The sequence below is a fragment of the Blautia parvula genome (assembly GCF_020215665.1).
GTDB classification, from domain to species: Bacteria; Bacillota; Clostridia; order Lachnospirales; family Lachnospiraceae; genus Blautia; species Blautia celeris.
Map to the genome: position 1 here is coordinate 84,239 of NZ_CP084061.1, position 22,704 is coordinate 106,942.

The 22,704-nt window shown below is 45.6% G+C and carries 26 protein-coding genes and 2 pseudogenes; 18 read left to right on the forward strand and 10 right to left on the reverse strand.

Annotated features, from left to right (window positions below; translation table 11 throughout):
* Positions 1 to 60: 60 nt before the first annotated feature.
* The 4 genes from LC508_RS00510 (at position 61) to LC508_RS00525 (ending at position 3,256) form a co-directional block, all read left to right on the forward strand.
* On the forward strand, positions 61 to 831 hold the full coding sequence (locus tag LC508_RS00510) for an SDR family oxidoreductase (RefSeq protein WP_103732174.1): 771 nt from the start codon (positions 61 to 63) through the stop codon (positions 829 to 831).
* Positions 832 to 1,013: 182 nt separating this feature from the next.
* Positions 1,014 to 1,208, forward strand: coding sequence for a hypothetical protein (locus LC508_RS00515; RefSeq protein WP_033142252.1), 195 nt, complete (start codon positions 1,014 to 1,016; stop codon positions 1,206 to 1,208).
* A gap of 140 nt (positions 1,209 to 1,348) precedes the next feature.
* Positions 1,349 to 1,534 carry a hypothetical protein gene (locus LC508_RS00520; RefSeq protein WP_054352315.1) on the forward strand — a complete coding sequence of 62 codons (186 nt, stop codon included), beginning with the start codon at positions 1,349 to 1,351 and terminating at the stop codon, positions 1,532 to 1,534.
* Between the two features lie 111 nt (positions 1,535 to 1,645).
* Positions 1,646 to 3,256 carry a recombinase family protein gene (locus tag LC508_RS00525; RefSeq protein ID WP_158587300.1) on the forward strand — a complete coding sequence of 537 codons (1,611 nt, stop codon included), beginning with the start codon at positions 1,646 to 1,648 and terminating at the stop codon, positions 3,254 to 3,256.
* Between the two features lie 59 nt (positions 3,257 to 3,315).
* Here the strand turns inward: LC508_RS00525 and LC508_RS28440 are convergent.
* The 5 genes and pseudogenes from LC508_RS28440 to LC508_RS00550 all read right to left on the reverse strand — a co-directional run.
* Positions 3,316 to 3,414, reverse strand: a pseudogene (locus LC508_RS28440) (manganese catalase family protein); the annotation flags it as partial.
* Between the two features lie 93 nt (positions 3,415 to 3,507).
* The gene (locus LC508_RS00535; RefSeq protein ID WP_103732172.1) at positions 3,508 to 4,950 is read right to left on the reverse strand and encodes a recombinase family protein; all 1,443 of its coding nucleotides are present in this window, start codon (positions 4,948 to 4,950) and stop codon (positions 3,508 to 3,510) included.
* A gap of 577 nt (positions 4,951 to 5,527) precedes the next feature.
* On the reverse strand, positions 5,528 to 6,211 hold the full coding sequence (locus tag LC508_RS00540) for an Ltp family lipoprotein (RefSeq protein WP_118594027.1): 684 nt from the start codon (positions 6,209 to 6,211) through the stop codon (positions 5,528 to 5,530).
* Between the two features lie 34 nt (positions 6,212 to 6,245).
* Positions 6,246 to 7,085 carry a coiled-coil domain-containing protein gene (locus tag LC508_RS28295; RefSeq protein WP_118594026.1) on the reverse strand — a complete coding sequence of 280 codons (840 nt, stop codon included), beginning with the start codon at positions 7,083 to 7,085 and terminating at the stop codon, positions 6,246 to 6,248.
* A 546-nt stretch (positions 7,086 to 7,631) separates the two neighbouring features.
* Positions 7,632 to 7,958, reverse strand: a complete 327-nt coding sequence (locus LC508_RS00550; protein WP_225305287.1) for a helix-turn-helix domain-containing protein — start codon at positions 7,956 to 7,958, stop codon at positions 7,632 to 7,634.
* Positions 7,959 to 8,254: 296 nt separating this feature from the next.
* On the opposite strand from LC508_RS00550, the gene LC508_RS00555 reads away from it, so the two are divergent.
* Positions 8,255 to 8,407 (forward strand): hypothetical protein, encoded by a 153-nt coding sequence (locus tag LC508_RS00555; protein ID WP_158587361.1) that lies wholly within the window; start codon positions 8,255 to 8,257, stop codon positions 8,405 to 8,407.
* Positions 8,408 to 8,588: 181 nt separating this feature from the next.
* Here the strand turns inward: LC508_RS00555 and LC508_RS00560 are convergent, their stop codons facing one another.
* The gene (locus tag LC508_RS00560; RefSeq protein WP_118594146.1) at positions 8,589 to 8,768 is read right to left on the reverse strand and encodes a hypothetical protein; all 180 of its coding nucleotides are present in this window, start codon (positions 8,766 to 8,768) and stop codon (positions 8,589 to 8,591) included.
* 471 nt (positions 8,769 to 9,239) lie between these two features.
* Between LC508_RS00560 and LC508_RS28445 the strand changes: the two genes are divergently transcribed.
* Together LC508_RS28445 and LC508_RS28200 are read left to right on the forward strand one after the other, a co-directional pair.
* Positions 9,240 to 9,458: a transposase gene (locus tag LC508_RS28445; RefSeq protein WP_242980828.1), complete on the forward strand. Its 219-nt coding sequence runs from the start codon at positions 9,240 to 9,242 to the stop codon at positions 9,456 to 9,458.
* A gap of 156 nt (positions 9,459 to 9,614) precedes the next feature.
* A complete protein-coding gene (locus tag LC508_RS28200; RefSeq protein WP_255611219.1) occupies positions 9,615 to 9,749 on the forward strand; it encodes a hypothetical protein in 135 nt (44 codons plus the stop codon).
* Positions 9,750 to 10,246: 497 nt separating this feature from the next.
* Here LC508_RS28200 and LC508_RS28450 read toward each other — a convergent pair.
* The 3 genes and pseudogenes from LC508_RS28450 to LC508_RS00580 all read right to left on the reverse strand — a co-directional run.
* A pseudogene (locus LC508_RS28450) lies at positions 10,247 to 10,345 on the reverse strand (manganese catalase family protein); the annotation flags it as partial.
* An 18-nt stretch (positions 10,346 to 10,363) separates the two neighbouring features.
* The gene (locus tag LC508_RS00575) at positions 10,364 to 10,624 is read right to left on the reverse strand and encodes a spore coat protein CotJB (protein ID WP_033142230.1); all 261 of its coding nucleotides are present in this window, start codon (positions 10,622 to 10,624) and stop codon (positions 10,364 to 10,366) included.
* Positions 10,621 to 10,908, reverse strand: a complete 288-nt coding sequence (locus LC508_RS00580) for a spore coat associated protein CotJA (protein WP_225305288.1) — start codon at positions 10,906 to 10,908, stop codon at positions 10,621 to 10,623. The genes LC508_RS00575 and LC508_RS00580 overlap by 4 nt, the downstream gene beginning before the upstream one ends.
* Before the next feature lie 213 nt (positions 10,909 to 11,121).
* Between LC508_RS00580 and LC508_RS00585 the strand changes: the two genes are divergently transcribed.
* Together LC508_RS00585 and LC508_RS00590 are read left to right on the forward strand one after the other, a co-directional pair.
* The gene (locus tag LC508_RS00585; protein WP_033142251.1) at positions 11,122 to 12,423 is read left to right on the forward strand and encodes a phenylacetate--CoA ligase family protein; all 1,302 of its coding nucleotides are present in this window, start codon (positions 11,122 to 11,124) and stop codon (positions 12,421 to 12,423) included.
* A gap of 17 nt (positions 12,424 to 12,440) precedes the next feature.
* A complete protein-coding gene (locus tag LC508_RS00590; protein ID WP_033142228.1) occupies positions 12,441 to 12,878 on the forward strand; it encodes an ACT domain-containing protein in 438 nt (145 codons plus the stop codon).
* 97 nt (positions 12,879 to 12,975) lie between these two features.
* On the opposite strand, the gene LC508_RS00595 is transcribed toward LC508_RS00590, so the two are convergent.
* Entirely contained in the window at positions 12,976 to 13,500 is a 525-nt protein-coding gene (locus tag LC508_RS00595) for a hypothetical protein (RefSeq protein ID WP_033142227.1), read from the reverse strand.
* Between the two features lie 182 nt (positions 13,501 to 13,682).
* Here LC508_RS00595 and LC508_RS00600 point away from each other — a divergent pair, with 182 nt between their 5' ends.
* The 9 genes from LC508_RS00600 to LC508_RS00640 all read left to right on the forward strand — a co-directional run bounded on the left by LC508_RS00600 (position 13,683) and on the right by LC508_RS00640 (position 22,667).
* The gene (locus LC508_RS00600) at positions 13,683 to 15,503 is read left to right on the forward strand and encodes a glycerophosphodiester phosphodiesterase (protein WP_033142226.1); all 1,821 of its coding nucleotides are present in this window, start codon (positions 13,683 to 13,685) and stop codon (positions 15,501 to 15,503) included.
* Between the two features lie 23 nt (positions 15,504 to 15,526).
* A complete protein-coding gene (locus tag LC508_RS00605; protein WP_181014481.1) occupies positions 15,527 to 16,741 on the forward strand; it encodes an FtsW/RodA/SpoVE family cell cycle protein in 1,215 nt (404 codons plus the stop codon).
* A 212-nt stretch (positions 16,742 to 16,953) separates the two neighbouring features.
* Positions 16,954 to 17,187 (forward strand): acyl carrier protein, encoded by a 234-nt coding sequence (acpP, locus tag LC508_RS00610; RefSeq protein ID WP_033142225.1) that lies wholly within the window; start codon positions 16,954 to 16,956, stop codon positions 17,185 to 17,187.
* A 218-nt stretch (positions 17,188 to 17,405) separates the two neighbouring features.
* Positions 17,406 to 18,344, forward strand: coding sequence for an ACP S-malonyltransferase (gene fabD, locus LC508_RS00615; protein ID WP_103731204.1), 939 nt, complete (start codon positions 17,406 to 17,408; stop codon positions 18,342 to 18,344).
* A 38-nt stretch (positions 18,345 to 18,382) separates the two neighbouring features.
* Entirely contained in the window at positions 18,383 to 19,123 is a 741-nt protein-coding gene (gene fabG, locus LC508_RS00620) for a 3-oxoacyl-[acyl-carrier-protein] reductase (RefSeq protein ID WP_103731203.1), read from the forward strand.
* Between the two features lie 9 nt (positions 19,124 to 19,132).
* Positions 19,133 to 20,368, forward strand: a complete 1,236-nt coding sequence (gene fabF, locus LC508_RS00625; protein ID WP_033142222.1) for a beta-ketoacyl-ACP synthase II — start codon at positions 19,133 to 19,135, stop codon at positions 20,366 to 20,368.
* 10 nt (positions 20,369 to 20,378) lie between these two features.
* Positions 20,379 to 20,876 carry an acetyl-CoA carboxylase biotin carboxyl carrier protein gene (gene accB / locus LC508_RS00630; RefSeq protein ID WP_103731202.1) on the forward strand — a complete coding sequence of 166 codons (498 nt, stop codon included), beginning with the start codon at positions 20,379 to 20,381 and terminating at the stop codon, positions 20,874 to 20,876.
* Between the two features lie 11 nt (positions 20,877 to 20,887).
* Positions 20,888 to 21,316, forward strand: coding sequence for a 3-hydroxyacyl-ACP dehydratase FabZ (gene fabZ, locus LC508_RS00635; RefSeq protein ID WP_033142220.1), 429 nt, complete (start codon positions 20,888 to 20,890; stop codon positions 21,314 to 21,316).
* A gap of 10 nt (positions 21,317 to 21,326) precedes the next feature.
* Positions 21,327 to 22,667, forward strand: coding sequence for an acetyl-CoA carboxylase biotin carboxylase subunit (locus LC508_RS00640; protein ID WP_033142219.1), 1,341 nt, complete (start codon positions 21,327 to 21,329; stop codon positions 22,665 to 22,667).
* Positions 22,668 to 22,704 lie beyond the last annotated feature (37 nt).

Sequence of the window (22,704 nt, forward strand, 5' to 3'; positions counted from 1 at the left end):
CTACAGCATACATTCAGGTTTTTGAAAGGAGGGCAGGATCCGGTATCCTGCAGCACAGACATGAAGGGAAATGAATTATTTAACATAGAAGGAAAAAAAGCGATCGTGACAGGCGGAACAAGAGGTCTTGGATACGGAATGGCAGAAGGCCTTATGGAGGCCGGCTGTGAGGTGGTCATTGTGGGAACATCCCATAAGGTCCATGAAACAGCGAAACAGTTTCAGGAAAGAGGCTACAAGTGTCATGGTGTAAAAGCCAATCTGGCAGTGCGTGAGGAAGTGTACCGCTGTTTTCAGGAATGTGTGGAAAAGCTGGGAAATGATCTGGACATTCTTGTGACTGCCCATGGCATTCAGAGGCGCCACAGCGCGGAAGTGTTCCCTGTTGAGGAATGGGATGAGGTTCTGAATGTGAATCTGAATTCCGTATTTATCCTCTGCCAGGAGGCAGCTAAAATCATGCTGGAAAAAGGATATGGGAAGATCATCAATATTGCCTCCATGGTATCCTGGTTTGGAGGACAGACCGTTCCTGCCTATACAGCGGCAAAAGGCGGAGTGACACAGCTTACAAAGGAACTGAGCAATGACTGGATCGCAAGAGGAATTAACGTAAACGCCATTGCACCGGGATATATGGCAACAGAGATGAATGCTGCCCTTCTGGATAAGGAAAATCCCAGATATCAGCAGATTACAGACAGGATTCCTGCAAACCGCTGGGGAACAGGGGATGATATGAAAGGAGCCTGTATTTTCCTGGCCTCCCATGCCAGTGATTATCTGGGCGGAGCCATTATTCCCGTAGACGGAGGATATCTTGTAAAATAAAATACAGGAGAAGTATGCTGTGATGTCAGGGGGGGGGGGTGAGCAAAAGGATGAACGGCTGTATTACATTGTCCTGATAAATTTTCTGATAAGGAAGAATGTCTTGTTTTAAAGAAAAATAGGGGATACAATAGAAGATGAAAACTTATATCAGAAAGCATGTGTATCAGGAGGTGAAAAATATGGCAGTTTTAGACGGATGTGAAAGCAAATACAGAACCCCGGTATCGGAAGACCGGATATGTCCAAAATGCGGTGAGGAAGTGGAAGTTTTTACTGTAAGAGGCAGAGTTGTGGAGGAGACCAGTTGTTCCTGCGGATATGTATTTCAGGCGGAGGAAGTGGAACCTCTGAAGACGGAAAAAGAAGAGAAGTAATAGAAAGTTTAGAAGTACCCGGAAGCGGCAGACAGAATAAATGCGGCTTCCGGGTATTTTTATAAAGGAAAATTATTTCCGGCATAACAAAATTTCTGTTTCCGCATACTCTATTATAAGGAGTCATCAGGGGATGTTATGTGGGAAACAGTATGGAAAAGAGCAATTTTTTGCAGCAGGAAAATGTACATAGGATTGCGTTGACTAAGGAGCAGCAGAAGAATTTCAGCAGGCAGCTGAAGCGGGGAATCTGCAGGGAACTCCATGCGCAGAGTCTGCTGACAGATGAGCAGCTCGGCATATTGCTGAATGAGCTGGAAGAATGAGAGTATATGGCTGTTGGAATATGTTTCCGGCGGCCTTATATTTTTATTTCCTGTTTTGGCGTATAAGTCCGGCATACAGGAATTTTAATATAGAAGTTGGAGGCTTTACAGGTGGGAAATAAAGTGAGGGCGGCTGCGTACGGAAGAGTATCGACGGAGAAGGATGATCAGGCAAATTCCCTTAAAAGCCAGCGAAAATATTTTTCCGATTACATCAGTCAGCATGAGGACTGGGAGCTGACAGGTATTTATTATGATGAGGGAATCAGCGGAACCCAGACTGCAAAACGAAAAGGGTTCAATCAAATGATCCAGGATGCCATGGCAGGCAGGATAGATTTGATCCTCACAAAAGAAGTGTCCAGGTTTGCCAGAAATACGGTGGATACCCTGTCTTTTGTCAGAAAGTTGAAGGCAAAAGGCGTCCGGGTTATTTTTACGATAGATAATATTGATACAATGGACGGAGATGGGGAACTGCGTCTGTCCATCATGGCTACCCTTGCCCAGGATGAAAGCAGGAAGACTTCCGAACGTGTAAAGTGGGGACAGAAACGCAGAATGGAGCAGGGTGTGGTATTCGGAAGGGACCTTCTCGGATATACGGTGAAGCAGGGCAGGATGTTTGTGAATGAGGAGGAGGCAGAGATTGTCAGAAGCATATTTCATAAATATACAAATGAGCAAAAAGGTACCCATATCATTGCAAGGGAACTGCAGGAAGAAGGAATACAGCCGAATCGGGGCACTATGTGGTCAAATACTATGATCCTGAAAGTATTGAAAAATGAAAAATACGCAGGTGACTTGTGTCAGAAAAAGACGATCACTCCGGATTACCTGTCCCACAGGAAAAAGAAGAATGAGGGTGAGGAGGAAATGGTTTACCTGAAAAACCATCATACCCCTATAATTGACAGAGTGCTGTGGGAAAGAACTCAGAAGGAGCTGGAAAGAAGGTCTTTATCCTATCACAAGGCTTCACAGTGCAGCCGTTATTGGTGCAGTGGAATGGTGAAGTGTGGTGAATGCGGGGCCGGCTTTGTGGTCCGTACAAAAAAACGAAGGGACGGAAGTATCTACAGGGCATGGAGATGCTATCATCATGCGAACTATGGAAAGAGGAAGGAAGTTGGGGAAGGGGCAGAATACGGATGTGACAACACTGCGGTCAGTGATCTGGCGCTGCGCACCTGTGTGCATTATGCAGTAAAACAGGTGGACTTTGACTGGGATGCCGTGGAAACAGAAATTCTCTGGCGCATTAAAAATTTGAGGCAGGCAGATACATATGCAGAGGATACTGCCGTGATTGAGAAAAAAATAGAGGAAATCCAGACAAAAAAGAAAAAATGTGTTGATCTGGCTTTGGAGGGGATTTTAAGTGCCGATGAACTGACAGAGCAGAAGGAATGGTATGACGGGCAGAAGGAGAGACTGGAGAGAAAACTTCTGAGAGCCAGAAAGGAAGAAGAGACAGAGAAGAAGAGAAGGTCCTGCTTTGAGAGATATGTGGGGGCGGTTGATAAGATATTGCATTTTAATGTGGAGGAAGAGTCTCTTTACCGGGAATTAGTGGATGAGATTATTGTATATCCCGGTCAGATCGTGTGTGTATGGCTGAAATACATACCGTTTGGGATACAGATGAGGATTCATAGCTGTGGAAGACGTGACCGTTATCAAACGGAAATTTTAGAGTCGGTTTTGGTGGGGAAGTGAGAGCAGGGATATGAAAAGATGAGGACAGAAAGCGGAGGGGGTAATAGCGGTTACGATATACCTATATCATTCAGGGTACCCATGGCAATGCGGTTCGGCATGGCAAAACGCTGTGACAGGTAACGCATGGAAGCGGCGATTTCGCCATCCGGTCCACCGGAGTGCAGTAACCTATAATAGTGCTTCAAACCCGCTGTTTATGCGGGTTCCGGGCATTTTTTAAGTGGCAAAATTGTTACAAAAGTATTAAACTAAGAAATTATGATATCAAAATAGAGTTTGCCGGAAACCTTGTCATAAACGATCTGGTTGACGATAGTACGGATAAACATGCCCTTTGTTTCATAGTCATTTTCTGGATCCCGAACGATTTCGTAGACATTCCTTATTTCCTCTACTACATCTTTTTTCTCTGGCTGCTCGGTATTTTGAAAGATATTTTCCAATGAAGCAATCTCTTTCATGAGATACTCCCTTTGGGCATTTAAGCGTTTCCTGTTTTCTTTGTACTCTTCCAGAGTGTCTATCTCATTTTCATAGGCAGCCCGTACACGCTGCTCTTTGATGGTGATGCGGTCCAGCTCATGCTTTAAGTTATCCAGTTCGGATGTATCCGTTGAGGATATATTATCACCTTTGTAGGTATATGTAAAATCCTCTCCATTCACGATTTTTTCCAGATAATCAATGACTGCCGTTTCAACCTTCTTTACAGAAATACTGACAGATGTCTTATGGAACCCTTTGGCATATTTCCAACATTGAAAATATGGACAGGCCTGGTTGCCGGTATAGGAGAGCGTAGCACCGCAAATAGAGCATTTTAACAGACCTGAGAGCCAATGCTTGCAGGCAGACACATTCCGGTTCTTGGCGGGGCGTCTACGGGCATTCATGAGTCTAAGGCGTTTTTTGTAACGTTCTTTTGAAAGACGAGCTTCATGTGTACCCTCAAATTCAGTTCCATTCCAGATTACGGTTCCGGTATAAAAAGGGTTTTTTAAAATAAAGTCAATGTTTCTCCGTTCAAAGAGATTTCCCCGCTTGGTCCGATATCCCAGATCATTGCATTTCCGCGCAATCGCTGTGGTGTCAACATTATAATTGTCGTACTGATCCATAATGTAATCTATGATTCGGTATTCTTTTTCGTTAATAATGAATGGCTGGCCGTTTCCTACGGCATCATATCCGAGGCATGGAGTAGCCTGATATCCGTTCTTTAGAGCTTTTTCCTTCATGCCACGAAGAACTTCGCCGGACAAACGGATGGAATAGTATTCATCCATCCATTCAATGATTCTTTCTATGAGTGTTCCAAACGGACCGTCAATGAGTGGTTCGGAAACACTGATGACCTCCACACCATCTTTTTTCAACATACTTTTGTAAACAATGGATTCCTCCTGGTTCCTGGCAAAACGGCTGTATTTCCATACCAGAATGACGTCAATGGGGTGGCTTTCCTGCTTGGCAGTGGCAATCATCTTTTGAAACTCAGGCCTCTTCTGGGCCCGGCGGCCGGAAACACTTTCCATGTAAACAAAATCATTGGATATGACAATGTTATTCTTTTTGGCATAATCCAGAAGGAGACGTTTCTGTGCGTCCGGGGACAGCTCTGCCTGATCAGCGGTGCTGACGCGGATGTAGAGGGCACCGGTCCGTAGTTGTTTTGTATCATTTTCGGACATTATTTTATCACCTCTTATATATAATATTGATTTTTAGGTACAAAAATAACAGCCAGCGAACTTTTGTTCCGCTTGCGTGGCTGCTCCGGAGATGATACAATATCAGTGTCTAAGTAATAAGTATGCATCTTCGGATGTATGGCCGGTCTCTGTTGGCGCAGGGGCCGGTTTTACTATTTGACATTTCGGTATATTTTGCTATAATATACTTAACAAGACAGCCGACAGGTAGGTGCACGCTACCCGTCCCGGCGAAATATAGTTACACTATTTAAAAATAGCCGTTCCTAAACTTTGACGAGAGCAGGACGGCTATTTTTTATGTATCTGAACAATCAGTGCGATTATACCTGTTATCATGATGATAAAGGTAAAGAGGTCACTATAAGTCACGTACATAAGCACCACCCCTTTCCGCAAGACTCGGAACGGGATAGAGGGCCGCCTGTTCGGCTGCCTGGGTGAGTATATTATTTTTGTGGCCCCTGCTGTTGGGGCAGGGGCCGGTTGTTTTGTATGATGGAATATTTAACATTTGGACAAAACCGCGTAAATATAGGTATCATATTCGTTGGATTTAATTCAAATTAGCTATCGCATAATCGGCTTCTTCAGCAGTAAACTGTTCGCCATACTCTGAAGTAAGCTGGTCACGTATGGCTTCGGGAGACATATCCATTGTATCCTGATAGTTCTTTGCTGTTGCTAAAGCATTTGCATTCCAGTCAGCTTCTATGGTGTCGACAGCATACTGGGCTTCTTCTGGAGTAAATTGTTCTCCATTTTCTGATACAAGTTGATTGTATAGACCCATTTTAGACATATGCATGGTTTCGTTGTAGTTTTCAGCTGTTGCCAATGCATTTGCATTCCAGTCAGCTTCTATGGTGTCGACAGCATACTGGGCAGCTTCAGCAGAAAATTTTTCACCGTATTCTGAGGTGAGCTGGTCATAAAGGCCTGCTTTAGACATATGCATGGTTTCGCTATAGCTTTTGGCTTTATTAAGTGCAGATTTGTACTCCTTGGGGACCTGATCATCTTTGGAATTATCGGTAGCAGACTGCTCCTCTTTGGGTTCAGTAGATTTATCTTGTTCTTCAGTCTTTTCTGTTGATGCGGCTGTTTTTTTGGTCGTGTTTTGGGCCTTGTCTTTGTCACCGCCTATTGTTGAACCGATTCCTCCTATTATTGCGAGTGCAAGAACAATTATAAGTAATGTTTTAAGACAGCTCCCTTTCTTTTTTCCTTCTTTAGACATGTAGATTTCCTCCTTAACTTATACGAATATAGAATCATTGGTCAATTTTATCAACATATACTCCAGGGATAGTAATGGTTCCTCCTAAAGTTGATTTATAGCTGATTGTACCAACAGAAGTTCCATATATCGTTATATGGTCATCTTCTAATATCCTAGAGGAAACTATACTTTTTGAATATTCTGCAAGTAAAACTGTATCATAATCATCGTTGACTGCTAGGCGGATCTGGGTACTAGTATCGCCCTCCATGACTTGAATTACTTTACCTGAAAATTTAACTTTTTTTGAAAGATAATCATCAGGAGTTCTGGCTAACTGGTCATATGAAATACCAGTTTCGTAACCTTGGGCCTCCTCCTCAGCAGCAGCCTGTTCCTGAGCGGATAATGAGGCATCAGCCGCTTGAACTGCCTGCATTAGTTCATTTTTTTTGGTTTCATCAGTTAAAGTATTAACCTTGGCTAAGGCATCATTATATAATTCTCTAGTAGCCCCGGATACCAACGTACCATTAGCAAAATCCCATATTTTATTTACGGCATCAGTAGCGGCAGTTTGATTTTGTGATTCCTTTTGGGCGGCTTCAGCTTCAGCCTTTTTTTGTTCAGCTTCGGCCGCTTCCATTTCCTCAAATGGCTTCATTTTTTCTTTGTACTTATCAAACTCTGATTTTAGTGAATCATAATCAGACTGCAATGCTATAAGGTCAGATTTTGATTTTTCAAGTTCGTCTTTTGAATCTTCTAATTGAGATTCCAGTTTGCTGTTTTTTTCTTTGGCAGAGTTATAATCAGCTTCATTGATTCCGCATGATGTGAACGTCAAGGACATTGACATTGCAAGTAATAGTGCTGCCATTTTTTTCTTCATAAGTTTTTCCCCCAGTACATTATAATATTTATTAATACGCCGAAGCGGATTAATCTACATCTGCTCATCAGGTAATATGTTAAGTGTGCGGTCGTTGGTTAGAGATAATATTCCATTCACCTCCTAGATGGTGGCAGTTGAACTATCTTGCATCATAAGTGGTATAAACGTTATAGTGTACATGTACTTCGTTTCTCTGATTGATATACCTAAACCCTTAAGACTAGCTGTTAAATCTCCTATAAAATATTGATATGAAAAATCAAGTACTAAAACTTCATAATCATCTTCTGGTTTTGTTTTTTTATTCTCACTCCCTATTGAGTCAATATATTGGTCTTTTCTTCGATAGATCATCTGACATAGCCCAACACAGGGCATATAACTCAGAGCACAGATATCTTGCTCGTTCGTACGTAAATACTTTAAATCCGTAGTATTCAAAGACAGCGATATAATCAAATGGGAAGTCTTTAATTCCACATTCTGTACAGACTTCTCAGACTTTTTTATGTAGTTTTTCAGGATTCATTTTGTTCTCCAGAATTACTCAATTCTTTCGGACAAAAGTTGTATCAGGTGCAATTTCTGCTCTTTTGACATTTGTTTCCCATTTCTGGCAATGAGGCGTTCGACATCATCATATGACGGCTCATGTTTTGAGATGTCTTCATCAGTGTCACAAAAATATTCAGCGTCTACGCCAAGTTCTTTAGCAAGCTTAAAGAGAACTTCTATATCTGCTTTTTTACTGTCGCGTCTAATCATAGAATAAATAGTGGTAGGAGCAACTCCAATATTTTGTGCTAATTCATTTGCATTCATGTTTCTTTTTTTTAGTAACTTCTCCAGTTTGGCTCCAATTCCCATCATATCACCGCCTTTCATATAAATATATGATAACACATTTAAATAAGTAAGTAAATGAAAGAATGCGCAAATGCGTAAAAAACATTGAAATATTACTCATTTAGGATTGATGTATGGTTATGAATGACGCATTTGAATATAAGTGGGAATGTAAGGGGGTACTTGAATCTAAAAGCAGAGATGGCAAAGAAGGGAATAATCTTTGAAAATGTAGCACAATTATAGACAGGAAATAGTGGAAAATCAATAAGTATCCCAGACAACCCCAGTTACATACCATAATCAGAGAGGGTGATGGCATGAAAATAGAAGTAGTACCCCGTTTTCGTATAGAAGGGAAATACTATACGATGGACCAGTTACCAGAAGAACAGGTGAGGGAGATTGTCATAGAGAAGCTTGACCTGGCAATGGCCGCATTGAAATACGAGAGGAAAAGAGCCGCCAAATAAGGCGGTAAGAAGGAGAGGAAAAGTTCATGCACTATGAAACCATAAAAGACGCAGCCTTATGTACCGCTCTTGCTACATCAACCAGATTTTAGCAGCCACGGGACTGGGAAAGACAGATAAAAAAGAGTTAATTATGGGATAGATGCGAATAGATGTACGTCCTTATTATATGACTTTCACATTATTTTTTTGTGAATTTAATGATTGGTTTGTTCTTTATCTTATTCCATATAAATAGTAACAGTCCAATAATTGCAATAATAAAACCGTGTATAGGCTTTGTAACAACAAGATAAGCAACTACCAGCCAAAAAATAAGGGATAATAAAGCTTTAAAAAAATCTTTTTTCTTTTTAGTCATAAGTCAACCTCTTTTTCTTTTCATTATACTCCTATGGTAGGAGAAAATCCAGATTAGTGTAATGTTGTGCTTATAAAGAAGGAGGGCCGGGTCAGCAGGCCCGGCAGTATGAAAAAGAAAAGTCTATATGAAAAAGGTTATTGCCCTTTGTTGAGTATTACTATACCGGGAAAATGTGATGAAACTGTGGTAAAAAGATAAAAGAAATGTAAAGAGTTTTTGAAAGATTTATGAAAGCAGATGTGAGGTGATGACGATGGATAAGAAGACGTTCCCTTTACTGAGGTGCGGACGTCTGTACATATAGATGAGTCGAAAGAGACTGACGAGATTGACCGGCGGCTGTGGATAGGAAAGAGAGGGGGGATGGAGTTTGAAGAGTTTATATCGTTTGCAGGCTGTCTTGGAATATGGAAATGTCATTGGTGTTGATGACTTTGCATTTAAAAGCGGCACACATACGGTACAATCATTGTAAATCAGGCTACCCATAGGCCGGTTGCGGTACTTGATGGACGTGATGGAATGACCCTAAAGGAATGGCTTAAGAACAATAAGCATATTAAAGCAGTTACACGAGACAGGAGAAGTGCCTATGCGTCTGCTATTCAGGAAATACTGTCCGATGCTATGCAGATAGCGGATAGATATCATCTCCACCAAAACCTTCTGGAAGCCATTAAGGTATGACAGTTGAAGGGGATGATGGTAAAAAGTATCATATCCGCTCAGTTGGAATGGTGAAATCTGCAGATAGTATCACTGCTACGACACCCTGCTTTGATTGAAGGTGAATTTGATCTTGATAGTTGGTAGTTCACACACTTAGAAACGGAGAATTAGAAGATGAAGACCAGGAAAATTATGAATTTATGTCTTTTTGAGGAAGGCGGTGACGGCAGCCAGACAAGCTCCGGAAATGTGATATTGGACAGAAGCAGACCACAAAACAGGTATGGGATAAGAAATTTATCACGGTAGAAGAAATCGCAGTCATTGTGCCGGACCCGAATCCGTGCTGGATAACTCTGACTATGATATCTGGGGCAAAGTTAAGCTCAGAATTGTGGAAGTATTTGGTCAAAAAAATGGCGGGCCGTATTTTTTGATGTAGATAAGCCGTCTACATGGAGAGATGGCGTTGTTGCTACAGCAACAAAAGGGGTTCTGCAGTTGATTTTGGAGAATCTGATAATCTGTATGAGAAAATTATGGGTGAGGACGGTGCGATTGCGAAGGGCGGAGCATTCCGGCTTTTTTGTTAATGGGCATATAGCTGATATCTCTATGAAAGCGGAGCTCAGAGGTTTGGGGGATGATAGAAATTATATTAGACGTGGTGCAGATCATTGTCAGCACAGGAATCATTGTAGTGCTGCTCAAAGACCGGAAATGCAAGTAAGAACTACCGGACCGGCGCCCGGTTATGCGCCGGATCTATTCGATTTTACTATGAATTTTTATTATAGGTTATTACACTCCGGTCCACCATACTGACTCATAATAAACAAAGCAGCCTTGGCATTCGGCGTTTTAATATTTATCGGATACTGTAATCTCTTCTCATAATTCCACATACTCTGACTCCCTCCTTTCTATTCCCAAGGCCACGGCTGCATCACCCAGTCCCATGAGGTGCTGCAGTCATCATCAGCAGTTGCAATGGTAAGCGGGCCATAATACATGGCGTATTCTTTCAGTGCCTCTTCACGGATGCGAATCTTATCTGTCATAAATTCCATGGCACATTTGTCATCCGGATGGGTGTCGAGGTAGAGGTTCATATCGTTGACAGCGAAGCTGACCTCATTGATCAGCTGCATTAACTGCGCTTTGCTGCGTCTGCATTCTTTCATCGACAGCCACCTCTCTTTCCACAGAATGGTTTGCACAGTTCAGGGAAGATGGTTCCCATCTGCAGTGCTTTACACAGTTCAAAGGTGGTTTTAAATTTCTGCATTGGCACATATGCCATGGTAAGCGGCAGCTTATCAGCATGTTCGTAGATTGAGGTGTTGTCTACCATATCGCAGTTACAGCCGCAGGGTGTACGGCGGCCGCAGTTGTTCCGTGCCGGCATTTCCCTGTTCGGCGGAGAATACGGACGGACGCCCTGATAATTCATTCGACATTTTTCCATATCTGGTTTTCCTTTATATTTACTTATACAGTAATATCTTATGAAAGACTGCATAAAATGTTAAATATTCTTTACGCTGAAGCGCTAAAATGGTATAATAACAAAAACGGGCCGATGCGGGGCAGAACCCGGCGGCAGGTGTTTCGGGGCAAAGGTATGGAAAGGTCCGGAATGCCGTTTTAGAGTAAAATGGATGGAAAGGAATTTACAGCAATGGAGAATTATTATCAGCCGGAAGTCGAATGTGCCTCAAGAGAGCAGATTCGCAAGTGGCAGGACGAGCGCCTGGCAAAACAGGTAAAGCACGTATATGACAACGTGCCCTATTACAGAGCAAAAATGGAGGAAAAGGGCATTGTGCCTGAGGATATCAAATCCGTGGACGACCTACATAAGCTTCCCTTCTTGACAAAAGAAGATCTGCGTGAAGCGTATCCCTACGGACTGCTGGCAGTCCCCCTTTCTGACTGTGTGCGTATTCAGTCTACAAGCGGCACCACGGGCAGAAGAGTGGTGGCATTTTATACACAGCACGATCTGGATCTGTGGGATGACTGCTGCGCCAGAGCTATCATGGCAGCAGGCGGAACGAAGGACGATGTGGTACATGTGTGTTACGGATACGGACTGTTTACAGGAGGTCCGGGACTCAACGGCGGTTCCCACAAAGTGGGTTCCCTGACACTTCCCATGTCTTCCGGTAATACAGACAGACAGATCCAGTTTATGTGCGACCTCGGCTCCACGATCCTCTGCTGTACCCCTTCTTATGCGGCATACCTGGCGGAGACCATCTGCGAGAGAGGTCTCAGGGACAAGATTAAGCTGAAAGCAGGTATCTTCGGCGCTGAGGCATGGAGTGAAGAGATGCGCCGTGATGTGGAGGAGAAGCTTGGAATCCGTGCGTATGACATTTATGGCCTTACCGAGATTTCCGGTCCCGGTGTCTCCTTTGAGTGCAGCGCCCAGGGCGGCATGCATATCAATGAGGACCATTTTATAGCTGAGATCATTGACCCGGCCACAGGCGAAGTGCTGCCGGACGGAGAGAAGGGCGAACTGGTATTTACCAGCATTACAAAAGAGGCATTCCCGCTTCTCCGTTACAGGACAAGAGATATCTGCGTACTGAACCGTGAAAAATGCTCCTGCGGCAGAACGCATGTGCGCATGTCCAAACCAATGGGCAGAAGTGATGATATGCTCATCGTCAAGGGCGTCAATGTATTCCCGAGCCAGATTGAAACGGTGCTTCTCAATAAGGGCTACCCGGCTAACTACCAGATCATCGTAAGCCGCGAGAAGAACAGTGACAAGCTGGAGGTTCAGGTGGAGATGACACCGGAAATGTTCTCTGACTCCATCCGCGAGATTGAAGTGAGAGAGCGCGAGCTGATTGAGGCTCTGAAGTCCATGCTGGGCATTTATGCAGTAGTGAAACTGGTTGCGCCGAAGACCATCGCACGAAGCGAAGGCAAGGCAAAACGCGTGATCGATAACCGTAATCTTTACTAGAAAAAGGGGGGATTTTTATGACAGTAAAACAGATTTCCGTATTTGTGGAAAATAAACCGGGTATGCTGGCAGAGCTGGCAAATGCGCTGAATGAGAATAAGATCAATATGAGGGCATTGTCTCTGGCCGAGACAAAGGATTTCGGTATTATCCGCCTAATCCTGGATGATCCCTTCAATGCAGTCAGAGTATTGAAAGACTGCGGATATGTATGCTCCATCACAAAGGTACTGGCAATCGCCATTTCCAATCAACCGGGAAGCCTTGGAAAAGTCATGCAGATCCTGGGAGACAACCAGATCAATGTGGAATACACTTATGCCTTCACCGCAGGCGTGAAAGACAAGGCATGCATGATCTTAAGGGTAGGGGACAATGAAAAAGCCATTGAAGCCCTGACGAAAAATGGTGTAAAACCTCTCTGCCAGGACGATCTGGATGAGCTGTACAGATAAAAAAGTCTGCTGCACCCGGAAACTGTCTGCATAGGACATGCTTCTGCGAAAAAAAGATGCCGCTGAATCACCGAAAAAGTGATCAGCGGCATTCTTTCTATACTTCCACAAGCATTCCCTGTACCTTGTCGTACCGGCAGTATTTTCCGTTTTCTGATATGAATGGAAAATAATCCCCGGTGCGGATATTCTTTATGTACACGATCTTGGTGGCTTTCATATAGACAAAGGAAAATCTTTCGTTAGGTGAGGAAATCCATTCAAAGAGATTCTGTTTCCCATCCTCAGCCAGTACAAGGGAGTAACCGCCCTCACAGGCATCCAGATGGAAATAGCTCCTCTTCTGTTCACTGTCCTCTGTAAATACATGGCCGTAAATATAGTCGGAAAATGTATTTTCTACAAATTTTCGGAAACTTTTGAGATTTAAAACATCTCCGGAAGCCTCCACAGTAATTCTGTCGCCCCGTTCCAGACGCGCACGGAAAATCCCCAGAATTTCAACGGCCTGGTTTAAAAAAGAAATACTGCTGTACTCCAGTGATTCCAACAAAGTATCGGTTACTTCCTTTGACAGGACAGGAGATTCCTTGGCCTGTGTATACAATTCATCTGGTGTCATAACGTTACCCTCCACTACATGTTTTTAACTACCTAAATTTATTATAATATAGAGGTTGAGAAAGTCAAGGTGAAAAGAATTATTTGTATACTTGTGTTATGGGTATAATATTTGTTAAAATAAAAGAAACAGCCAGCGCGGCATCTGTGGGCTGACAGAATCAGAGGCGGGAAGTGACAGGCATGAAACAGATTTTCAGAAGTATGTGGAGAGCAGTAAAAAAGAATATGGTCAGTCTTTTGCTTTTTGAGACAGGTTACAGAACGGCTTCCTTTCTGCTGGTAATGCATGCTGTCTCCGCTGCGGTCGATTACTCTTTGAAAGCGCAGAACTTCAGTTATCTGACGGCTGAAAACTATCTGAAATTTCTTGCAAGCCCCCTGTCTGTTGTGCTGCTTCTGGGGATTCTGATACTTATCTTACTGCTGTTTCTTATAGAGATTTCCGCCCTTTTATCCTGTTTCAGGCATTCCTACCAGGGACGGAAAATTTATACCAGCGACATGCTCATTGAGGGTGTGAAACGGTCCTGGGATTTTCTGAAAAACAGCCATGTATCCTGGTTCTGGTGTATTATTCTGGCCGCCCCCTTTTTGTCCATATATTTTCTTATCCGGGAAATTTCCTATATCAGAGTCCTGGAATTTACGGCCAGACAGATTTATAAAATAGTCAGTCCCCACTGGATTTTATACGGTCTTATAGGAATTATACTTCTCTTCTCCTTCTTATTCATCTTTTCCCTGCCCTATTGCCTTTTGGAAGAGCAGAAGAGTCGGAAGGGAATGAAAGACGGCCTGAAACTGCTGAAAAGGCAGTGGAAAAAGACGCTTCTGGGATTTGTCCTGCTTCATATAGGAATGCTGGTGTTTATTGCCCTGGTCTATGTGTTGGTGCTGGCAGGCATGACGGGCATCGCCATGCTGACAAAATCCGGTTCTTCGGTAGTCAGCTCAGTGCTCATATACAGCAGTTGGATCGACATGGGGCTTGGAATCTTTGCCGGTGCGGTGCAGTTGATCTGCAGCCTGGCATTTGTGTACGTGGTATATGCCAGATTTCATGTGCAGCCCCGGACAGAGGCTGCCATGGAAGCCATTATCCGTAACCATATCTGGTTTTCAAAAGTGGGCAGGCGGAAGATCGCGGCAGCCCTTACCCTGCTGCTGCTTCTGGGAGAGGGGACGTATCTTGTAGTCCTGGCCTCCTCACACGACAGCGCGGTGAACAGCCTGCTCACCACCATGGGCGTCACGGCTCACCGGGGAGGCGCGCTGATGGCACCGGAGAATACCATAAGTTCTCTGGGATACACCATAGACAGCGGCGCAGACTTCGCGGAGATTGACGTGCAGGAGACAAAGGACGGGGAATTGGTGCTGCTTCATGACAATTCCCTGAAGCGGACAGCCGGTGTCAATAAAAATGTGTGGGAGATGGAATATGCGGAGATAGAGAAACTGGATGCCGGTTCCAGTTTCCACAAAAAGTTCCGGGGTGAAAAAATCCCCACACTGGACGAGGTTTTAAAATTTTGTAAAGGAAGACTGGACTTAAATATAGAGATTAAGTATAATGGTAAAAATAAGGGCATTGTAAAAAAAGTGGTCAGGGTCATAGAACAGAATGGATTTGAGGACCACTGTGTCATAACTTCCATGAATTACGGATTTCTGCAGCAGGTGAAAAAGGCAAACCCCAATATCCGTACCGGCTACATCATGACAATGACTTACGGAAGTATTTCACGGATCACAGCGGCAGATTTTTTCAGTGTGAAATACACATACATTGATGAAGAATTTGTCAGGGAGGCCCATTCCTTAGGTAAAGAAGTCCATGCCTGGACCGTCAATTACCGCGGTGACATCAAGCGGATGATCGATGTGGGAGCGGACAATATCATCACTGATAATCCGGTGCTGGTGCGTAAGGTAATGAACCGGGAAAGTGAGACGGAGACTGGCTTCTGGGAGCTTATGAAGTATGCCCTGAGAATATAAGACAGCTCAAGCGGAGGAAACAGATGGCATTAAATATGGCTAAAAAAGCCGGAACAGCGAAAAAGAGAAAAAGAGGCCAGCCTGTAGGCAGGTTTGCAAACAGAGTGCGCTACTATGATTTTAATCTGGTGGCAGTGGTACTGCTTCTCACCTGCTTCGGTCTGGTAATGCTTTACAGTACCAGTTCCTATCTGGCACAGGTAAAGAGGGGCAGTGACATGGCTTACTTTGGGAAACAGGCACTCATCAGCGCAGTCAGCATAGGATTCGCGCTGTGGCTGTCAAGGTTTGACTATCATGTGCTGTTTCACCTGTCACCCTTTATCTATGTGGCGGCCATGTTTTTAATGTGTCTGGTGCCTACACCTCTGGGTGTTACGGTCAACGGTGCGAAGCGGTGGCTGAAGTTCGGCCCGTCGTGGACACAGTTCCAGCCTTCTGAGATTGCCAAGATAGCTGTTATCACCTTCATTCCCTGTCTGATCATCAAGATAGGGAGGAAGATAAAGCAGTGGCAGTCCATGGTACTGCTTCTGGCGGTGGGCGGCGTGCTGGCCCTGGGCGCTTTCCTCTTGACAGATAACCTGAGTACAGGTATTATAATCGGAGCTATCACTGTACTGCTGATCTTTATGGCGCATCCCAAAATGAAACCGTTTCTCATCGGAGGAGCCATACTGGGCGGTGTGCTGGTGACTGTGATCGTCATCCTGCATATGACACTGGGAAGCGGTGTGGGGAACATTGAGGATTTCCGTCTCCGCCGTATTATGGTGTGGCTGCAGCCTGAGCATTATTCCAAGGACGGCGGCTATCAAATTATGCAGGCACTGTATGCCATCGGTTCCGGAGGATTTTTCGGAAAAGGGCTGGGCAACAGTGTACAGAAGCTGGGGCCTGTTCCGGAGGCACAGAATGATATGATCTTTTCGATCATCTGTGAGGAGCTGGGAGTGTTTGGGGGGATGATCGTACTGGCATTGTTCGGATATCTTTTATACAGGCTGTTTTTTATTGCGCAGAATGCGCCGGACCTGTACGGTTCCATGATTGTGAGCGGAATCTTCTTCCACATTGCCCTTCAGGTCATCTTGAATATCTGCGTAGTCATCAACCTGATTCCCACCACCGGAATCACACTGCCGTTTGTCAGTTACGGAGGTACATCCATTCTCTTTCTTATGATAGAAATGGGAATTGCTCTGAGCGTATCAAAACAGATAAAGTTTGAAACCTAGGAGTACCCGGCAAAATCCTATCGCAAAGGTGAGGATACATGGATTTTGCCTTTGATCGCAAGACATGAACGGCTGCACATAGAAAAGGGTTGACAAATGGTGGTAAAGAAGATATACTTTGGTCATCAAAGTATTTCAAAAAAATCAAATCAGAAAAACAAATTCACAAGATGGATTTGAATAAGATGTATTTTAAAGGAGAATAAGAAATCATGTTAGAAAAAATGAGAGAAATCATTGCAGAGCAGTTAAATTGTGAAGAAAGCGAAATCAATCCGGAAACAAATTTCAAGGATGATTTAGGAGCAGATTCTCTGGATTTATTCGAACTGGTTATGGCACTTGAGGATGAGTATTCTGTAGAAATTCCTGCTGAGGAATTACAGGAGCTGACAACTGTGGGCGCTGTTATGGATTATCTGAAAAATAAAGGCGTTGAAGAATAATAACTGTTCAGCCGGTCTGTGCATGTAACTGCGAAGAGATTGGACAGTTACATCAGATAGGTCCACACTCTGAGAAGTTTCGAGTATGGATGGAAACAAAGAAAGTGCAGATGAATGGAATCTGCCGCGGCGGTTGGCACTGCCATGGCAGGTTCTATTTTTTAAAATAATTACTTTGAAATACAAAATATTCTACAGCCAAAGGAGTTTGGGACGATATGGGAAAAACAGCATTTATATTTCCGGGCCAGGGAGCACAGTATGTGGGAATGGGCCAGGATTTTTACGATACAATGCCTGTCTGCAGACAGGTGATGGATAAAGCCGGTGAAATTACCGGCCTGGATATTCCGAAAATATGTTTTACAGAAAATGAGGAGATCCATATTACTGAGTATACACAGATTGCCATGCTGAGTGTGGAGGCAGCCATATTAAAGGCGCTTGAGCAGGAGGGGCTTGTACCTGACGTGAGCGCGGGTCTGAGCCTGGGCGAGTACGGAGCCTGCATCGCTTCGAGGGTGCTCTCTTTGGAGGATGCCTTCTTTGTTGTGCGCAAGCGCGGAATTTTCATGCAGGAGGCTGTTCCGTCAGGCGGCGCCATGTCCGCAGTCATGGGAACAGATGCGGCAGTGATCGAACAGGCCTGTCAGGAGACAGAAGGCATTGTCTCCATAGCCAACTATAACTGCCCGGGACAGATTGTCATTACCGGGGAGGAGAGGGCAGTGGCAGAGGCTTCCGAAAAACTAAAAGAGCTTGGTGCCAGAAGAATCGTTCCCCTGAACGTGTCAGGGCCGTTTCATTCTGCCATGCTGACAGGAGCCGGGGAAAAGCTGGCAGAAGTTCTGGAACATGTGACAGTCGGGGAGCCAAAGATTCCCTACGCTGCCAACGTGACTGCCCAGTATGTGACAGAGGCCTCCCAGGCAAAGGATTTGCTGATCAGACAGGTATCCTCCTCCGTGAAATGGCAGCAGTGTGTGGAGACAATGATCGCGGACGGAGTGGACACTTTCGTGGAGATCGGACCCGGAAAGACACTGAGCGGATTCATGCGGAAGATCTGCCGCGATGTGAAGATGCTGAACATCCAGACAACGGAAGATTTCACAAAAGCAGTGGAAACACTGAAAAAACAGAGTACAGAAGCATAAGCGAGATGTAAATAACCGGAAAAGTGAGGGAATATAGTATGTTGGAAAATAAAGTAGCCTTAGTCACCGGAGCGAGCCGCGGCATCGGCAGAGCCATTGCCATTGCCCTTGCGGCGCAGGGAGCCGCCGTGGTGATCAATTATAACGGTTCAGAAGAACGCGCCCGGGAAACAGCCGACGCCATCAAGAGCCGGGGTGGCCGGGCATCTCTGTACCGGTGCAGCGTCGGAGACTTTCAGGCCTGCCAGGAGATGATCCAGCACGTGATCAAAGAATACGGGCATCTGGACATACTCGTAAACAATGCGGGGATCACAAGAGACAGCCTGATCATGAAAATGAAGGAAGAGGATTTTGACGCGGTCATTGAGACGAACCTGAAAGGCGCTTTCAATACCATCCGCCATGTTTCACGCCAGATGTTAAAGCAGAGAAGCGGAAAGATCATCAATATATCATCTGTGTCCGGAATCCTGGGGAACGCGGGCCAGGCGAATTACGCGGCCAGCAAGGCAGGTGTCATCGGGCTTACAAAGACCATGGCAAGAGAACTGGCAAGCAGAGGGATCACAGTCAACGCAGTGGCACCCGGTTTTGTGGCAACGGAGATGACAGATGTACTCAGCGAGGAGATCAAAGAGGCAGCCTGCGGTCAGATTCCGCTTGGAAAATTCGGAAAGCCGGAAGATATTGCTGAGATGGTGGTATTTCTGGCATCAGAAAAAGCAGATTACATTACCGGCCAGGTCATCAGTGTAGACGGCGGTATGAACATATAGGAGGATTTCATGAAAAGAGTAGTAGTGACAGGGATGGGGGCCATTACCCCGCTGGGATTAAATGTGGATGAATTCTGGAATGGCATAAAGGAAGGAAAGCACGGGTTTGGGGAGATCACCAAATTCGATGCTTCCGAATATAAGGCGCACCTTGCAGGCGAAGTAAAAGGCTTCGTGGGCAAAGAATACATGGATGTAAAAGCGGCAAAACGTATGGAACTGTTCTGCCAGTACGCAGTGGCTGCAGCAAAAGAGGCCATTGCCCAGTCAGGATATTCCCTGGAAGAAGAGGACCCGTACAGAGTGGGATGCTCTATTGGTTCCGGCATCGGAAGTCTGCAGACTGTTGAGAGAGAGCACAAGAAACTGCTGGAAAAGGGACCGAACCGTGTGAATCCCCTTATGGTTCCCATGATGATCTCCAATATGGCAGCAGGAAATGTGTCCATCCAGTTCGGTTTAAAGGGAAAGAGCATCAATGTGGTGACAGCCTGCGCGTCCGGTACACATTGTATCGGTGAAGCTTACAGAACCATTCAGTTCGGTGATGCGGATATTATGGTGGCAGGCGGCGCGGAGTCCTGTATTACCCCGGTGGGGGTCAGCGGTTTTGCGGCTCTGACTGCCCTTTCAAAATCTACAGACCCGGAACGCTGCTCCATTCCTTTTGACAAAGAGAGAGACGGATTTGTCATGGGAGAAGGTGCAGGTATTGTTGTTCTGGAGGAGCTGGAGCACGCAAAGAAACGCGGCGCAAAGATCCTGGCTGAGGTTGTGGGATACGGCGCAACCAGTGACGCCTACCACATCACCTCTCCGGCTGAGGACGGAGAAGGTGCGGCGAGAGCCATGAAGAATGCTGTGGATGAGGCCGATATCTCCCTGGAAGATGTGACTTACATCAATGCCCATGGCACCAGCACACACCACAACGACCTGTTTGAGACAAGAGCCATCAAGAAGCTGTTCGGGGAACATGCATATAAAATGAAAGTGAATTCCACAAAATCCATGATCGGACACCTGCTGGGAGCAGCAGGAGCCGTGGAATTTATCGCCTGTGTGAAAGAGATGGAACATAATTTCGTACACGTAACCGCAGGATACCAGGTACCGGACGAGGAGTGCGACCTGGATTATGTGACAGGAAACGGTGTGGAGATGGAAATCCCCTATGCACTTACCAACTCACTGGGTTTTGGCGGACACAATGCCAGCCTGTTGATCAAAAAGTACGAAGACTAGGAGGCCGCATATGGAATTTGATAAGATCATTCAGTTAATTAAGACAGTCAGTGACTCAAACCTGACCCAGTTTTCTATGGAGGAGGGCAGTCTGAAAATCTCCATGAAGACCAACAAACAGACCAAGATCATTGCAGCACCCATGATGGCACCTGCTCCCGGACCGGATATGGGCCCGGCAGCAGGCAGCCCTGCGATGCAGAACTTCCAGTCACAGGCAGGCCCGGCCCAGACAGAGGTTACATTCCAGGAAGCTGAGGAGACCATCCTCTCCGGAAATGTGGTGAAATCCCCGCTGGTAGGCACTTTTTATAATGCGTCCTCACCGGATGCGGAGGCATTTGTAAAAGTTGGAGATACTGTAAAAAAAGGCCAGGTTCTTGGAATCGTGGAAGCCATGAAGCTGATGAATGAGATTGAGTCTGAATTTGACGGAACCGTGGAACAGATTCTGGTGGAGAATGAAGAAGTTGTAGAGTACGGACAGCCCCTGTTCGTAATCCGTTAGGAGGCGTAGATATGAAACTGAACACAAAGGAAATTATGGAGATTATCCCTCACAGACAGCCGTTTCTGCTGATTGACACCATTGAGGAGCTGGAACCCGGTGTCCGCGCGGTAGGGAAAAAGTGTGTGAGCTACAATGAACCGTACTTTGCAGGACATTTCCCGAAGGAACCGGTCATGCCCGGCGTGCTTCAGCTTGAGGCCCTGGCTCAGGTAGGTGCAGTGGCAATTCTGAGCAAACCGGAGAATAAGGGAAAGACAGCGTATTTCGGAGGCATCAGCTCCGCGAAATTCAAGACAAAAGTAGTGCCGGGTGATGTACTGACCCTGGAGCTGGAGATCATCAGGGAAAAAGGGCCTATCGGCGTGGGAAAAGCAGTTGCCAGGAATCAGGACGGCAAAATAACCACATCCGCTGAGATGACATTTGCAATCGGATAGGAGATCGGATATGTTTCAGAAGATATTAATCGCAAACAGAGGAGAAATTGCAGTCCGCATCATCCGTGCCTGCAGAGAGATGGGAATTAAGACGGTGGCAGTCTATTCAGAGGCGGACAGGGATGCCCTTCACGCGCAGCTTGCGGATGAGGCGGTCTGCATTGGCCCGGCGGCTGCACAGGAGAGCTATCTGAACATGGAGCGCATCTTAAGCGCCACCATCGCCACAAAGGCGGAAGCCATCCATCCGGGATTCGGCTTTTTGTCTGAGAACAGCAAGTTTGTGGAGATGTGTGAAAAATGCAATGTGACCTTTATCGGCCCCTCCGCAGCAGTCATCAACAAGATGGGGAATAAATCAGAGGCCAGAAGGACTATGATGGAGGCAGGCGTCCCTGTGGTCCCCGGCACCAAAGAGCCGGTGTACACTGTGGAGGAAGCACTGAAGGAAGCAGAAAAGATAGGCTTTCCCATAATGATCAAGGCATCCTCAGGCGGCGGCGGTAAAGGCATGCGCATATCTGAGAGCAGAGAAGACTTTGAAGAAAATTTCAGTACGGCCCAGAGGGAGTCTGTCAATGCATTTGCTGACAATACCATGTATCTGGAACGTTACGTGGGCAGGCCGCGCCACATCGAAGTACAGATCATCGCAGACCGGTTCGGTCAGGTGGTACAGTTAGGGGAGCGTGACTGCTCCATCCAGCGCCGCCATCAGAAAATGATCGAGGAGTCCCCTTCCTGTGCCATCTCAGAAGAGCTTCGCAGGAAAATGGGGGAGACAGCGGTGCGTGCCGCAAAAGCGGTAGGTTACGAGAGTGCTGGGACCATAGAGTTTCTGCTTGACAAAAGCGGTGAATTTTTCTTCATGGAAATGAATACCAGAATTCAGGTGGAGCATCCGGTAACGGAATTTGTCTCCGGCGTGGACCTGGTGAAGGAGCAGATCCGGGTGGCGGCGGGACTTCCCCTGTCTGTGAAGCAGGAAGATATCTGCATGAGAGGCCATGCCATTGAGTGCAGGATCAACGCGGAGAACCCGGCAAAGAATTTCATGCCCTGTCCCGGCGTGATTGAGAATCTGCATGTCCCGGGCGGAAACGGTGTCCGCATTGACACAGCAGTGTATAACGGCTATCAGATACCGCCAAACTATGATTCCATGATCATGAAGGTCATTGTCCACGACAAGGACAGAGCGTCTGCCATTGCGAAAATGAGGAGTACGCTGGGTGAAGTGATCATTGAAGGGGTGCAGACAAACCTGGATTTCCAATATGATATATTGAACCAGAAGGATTTTCTGGATGGGAATGTGACTACACATTTTATAGAAGAGCATTACGAGTAACCGTTTAGGCATCTGAACAGTTATCATTACGAGTAAG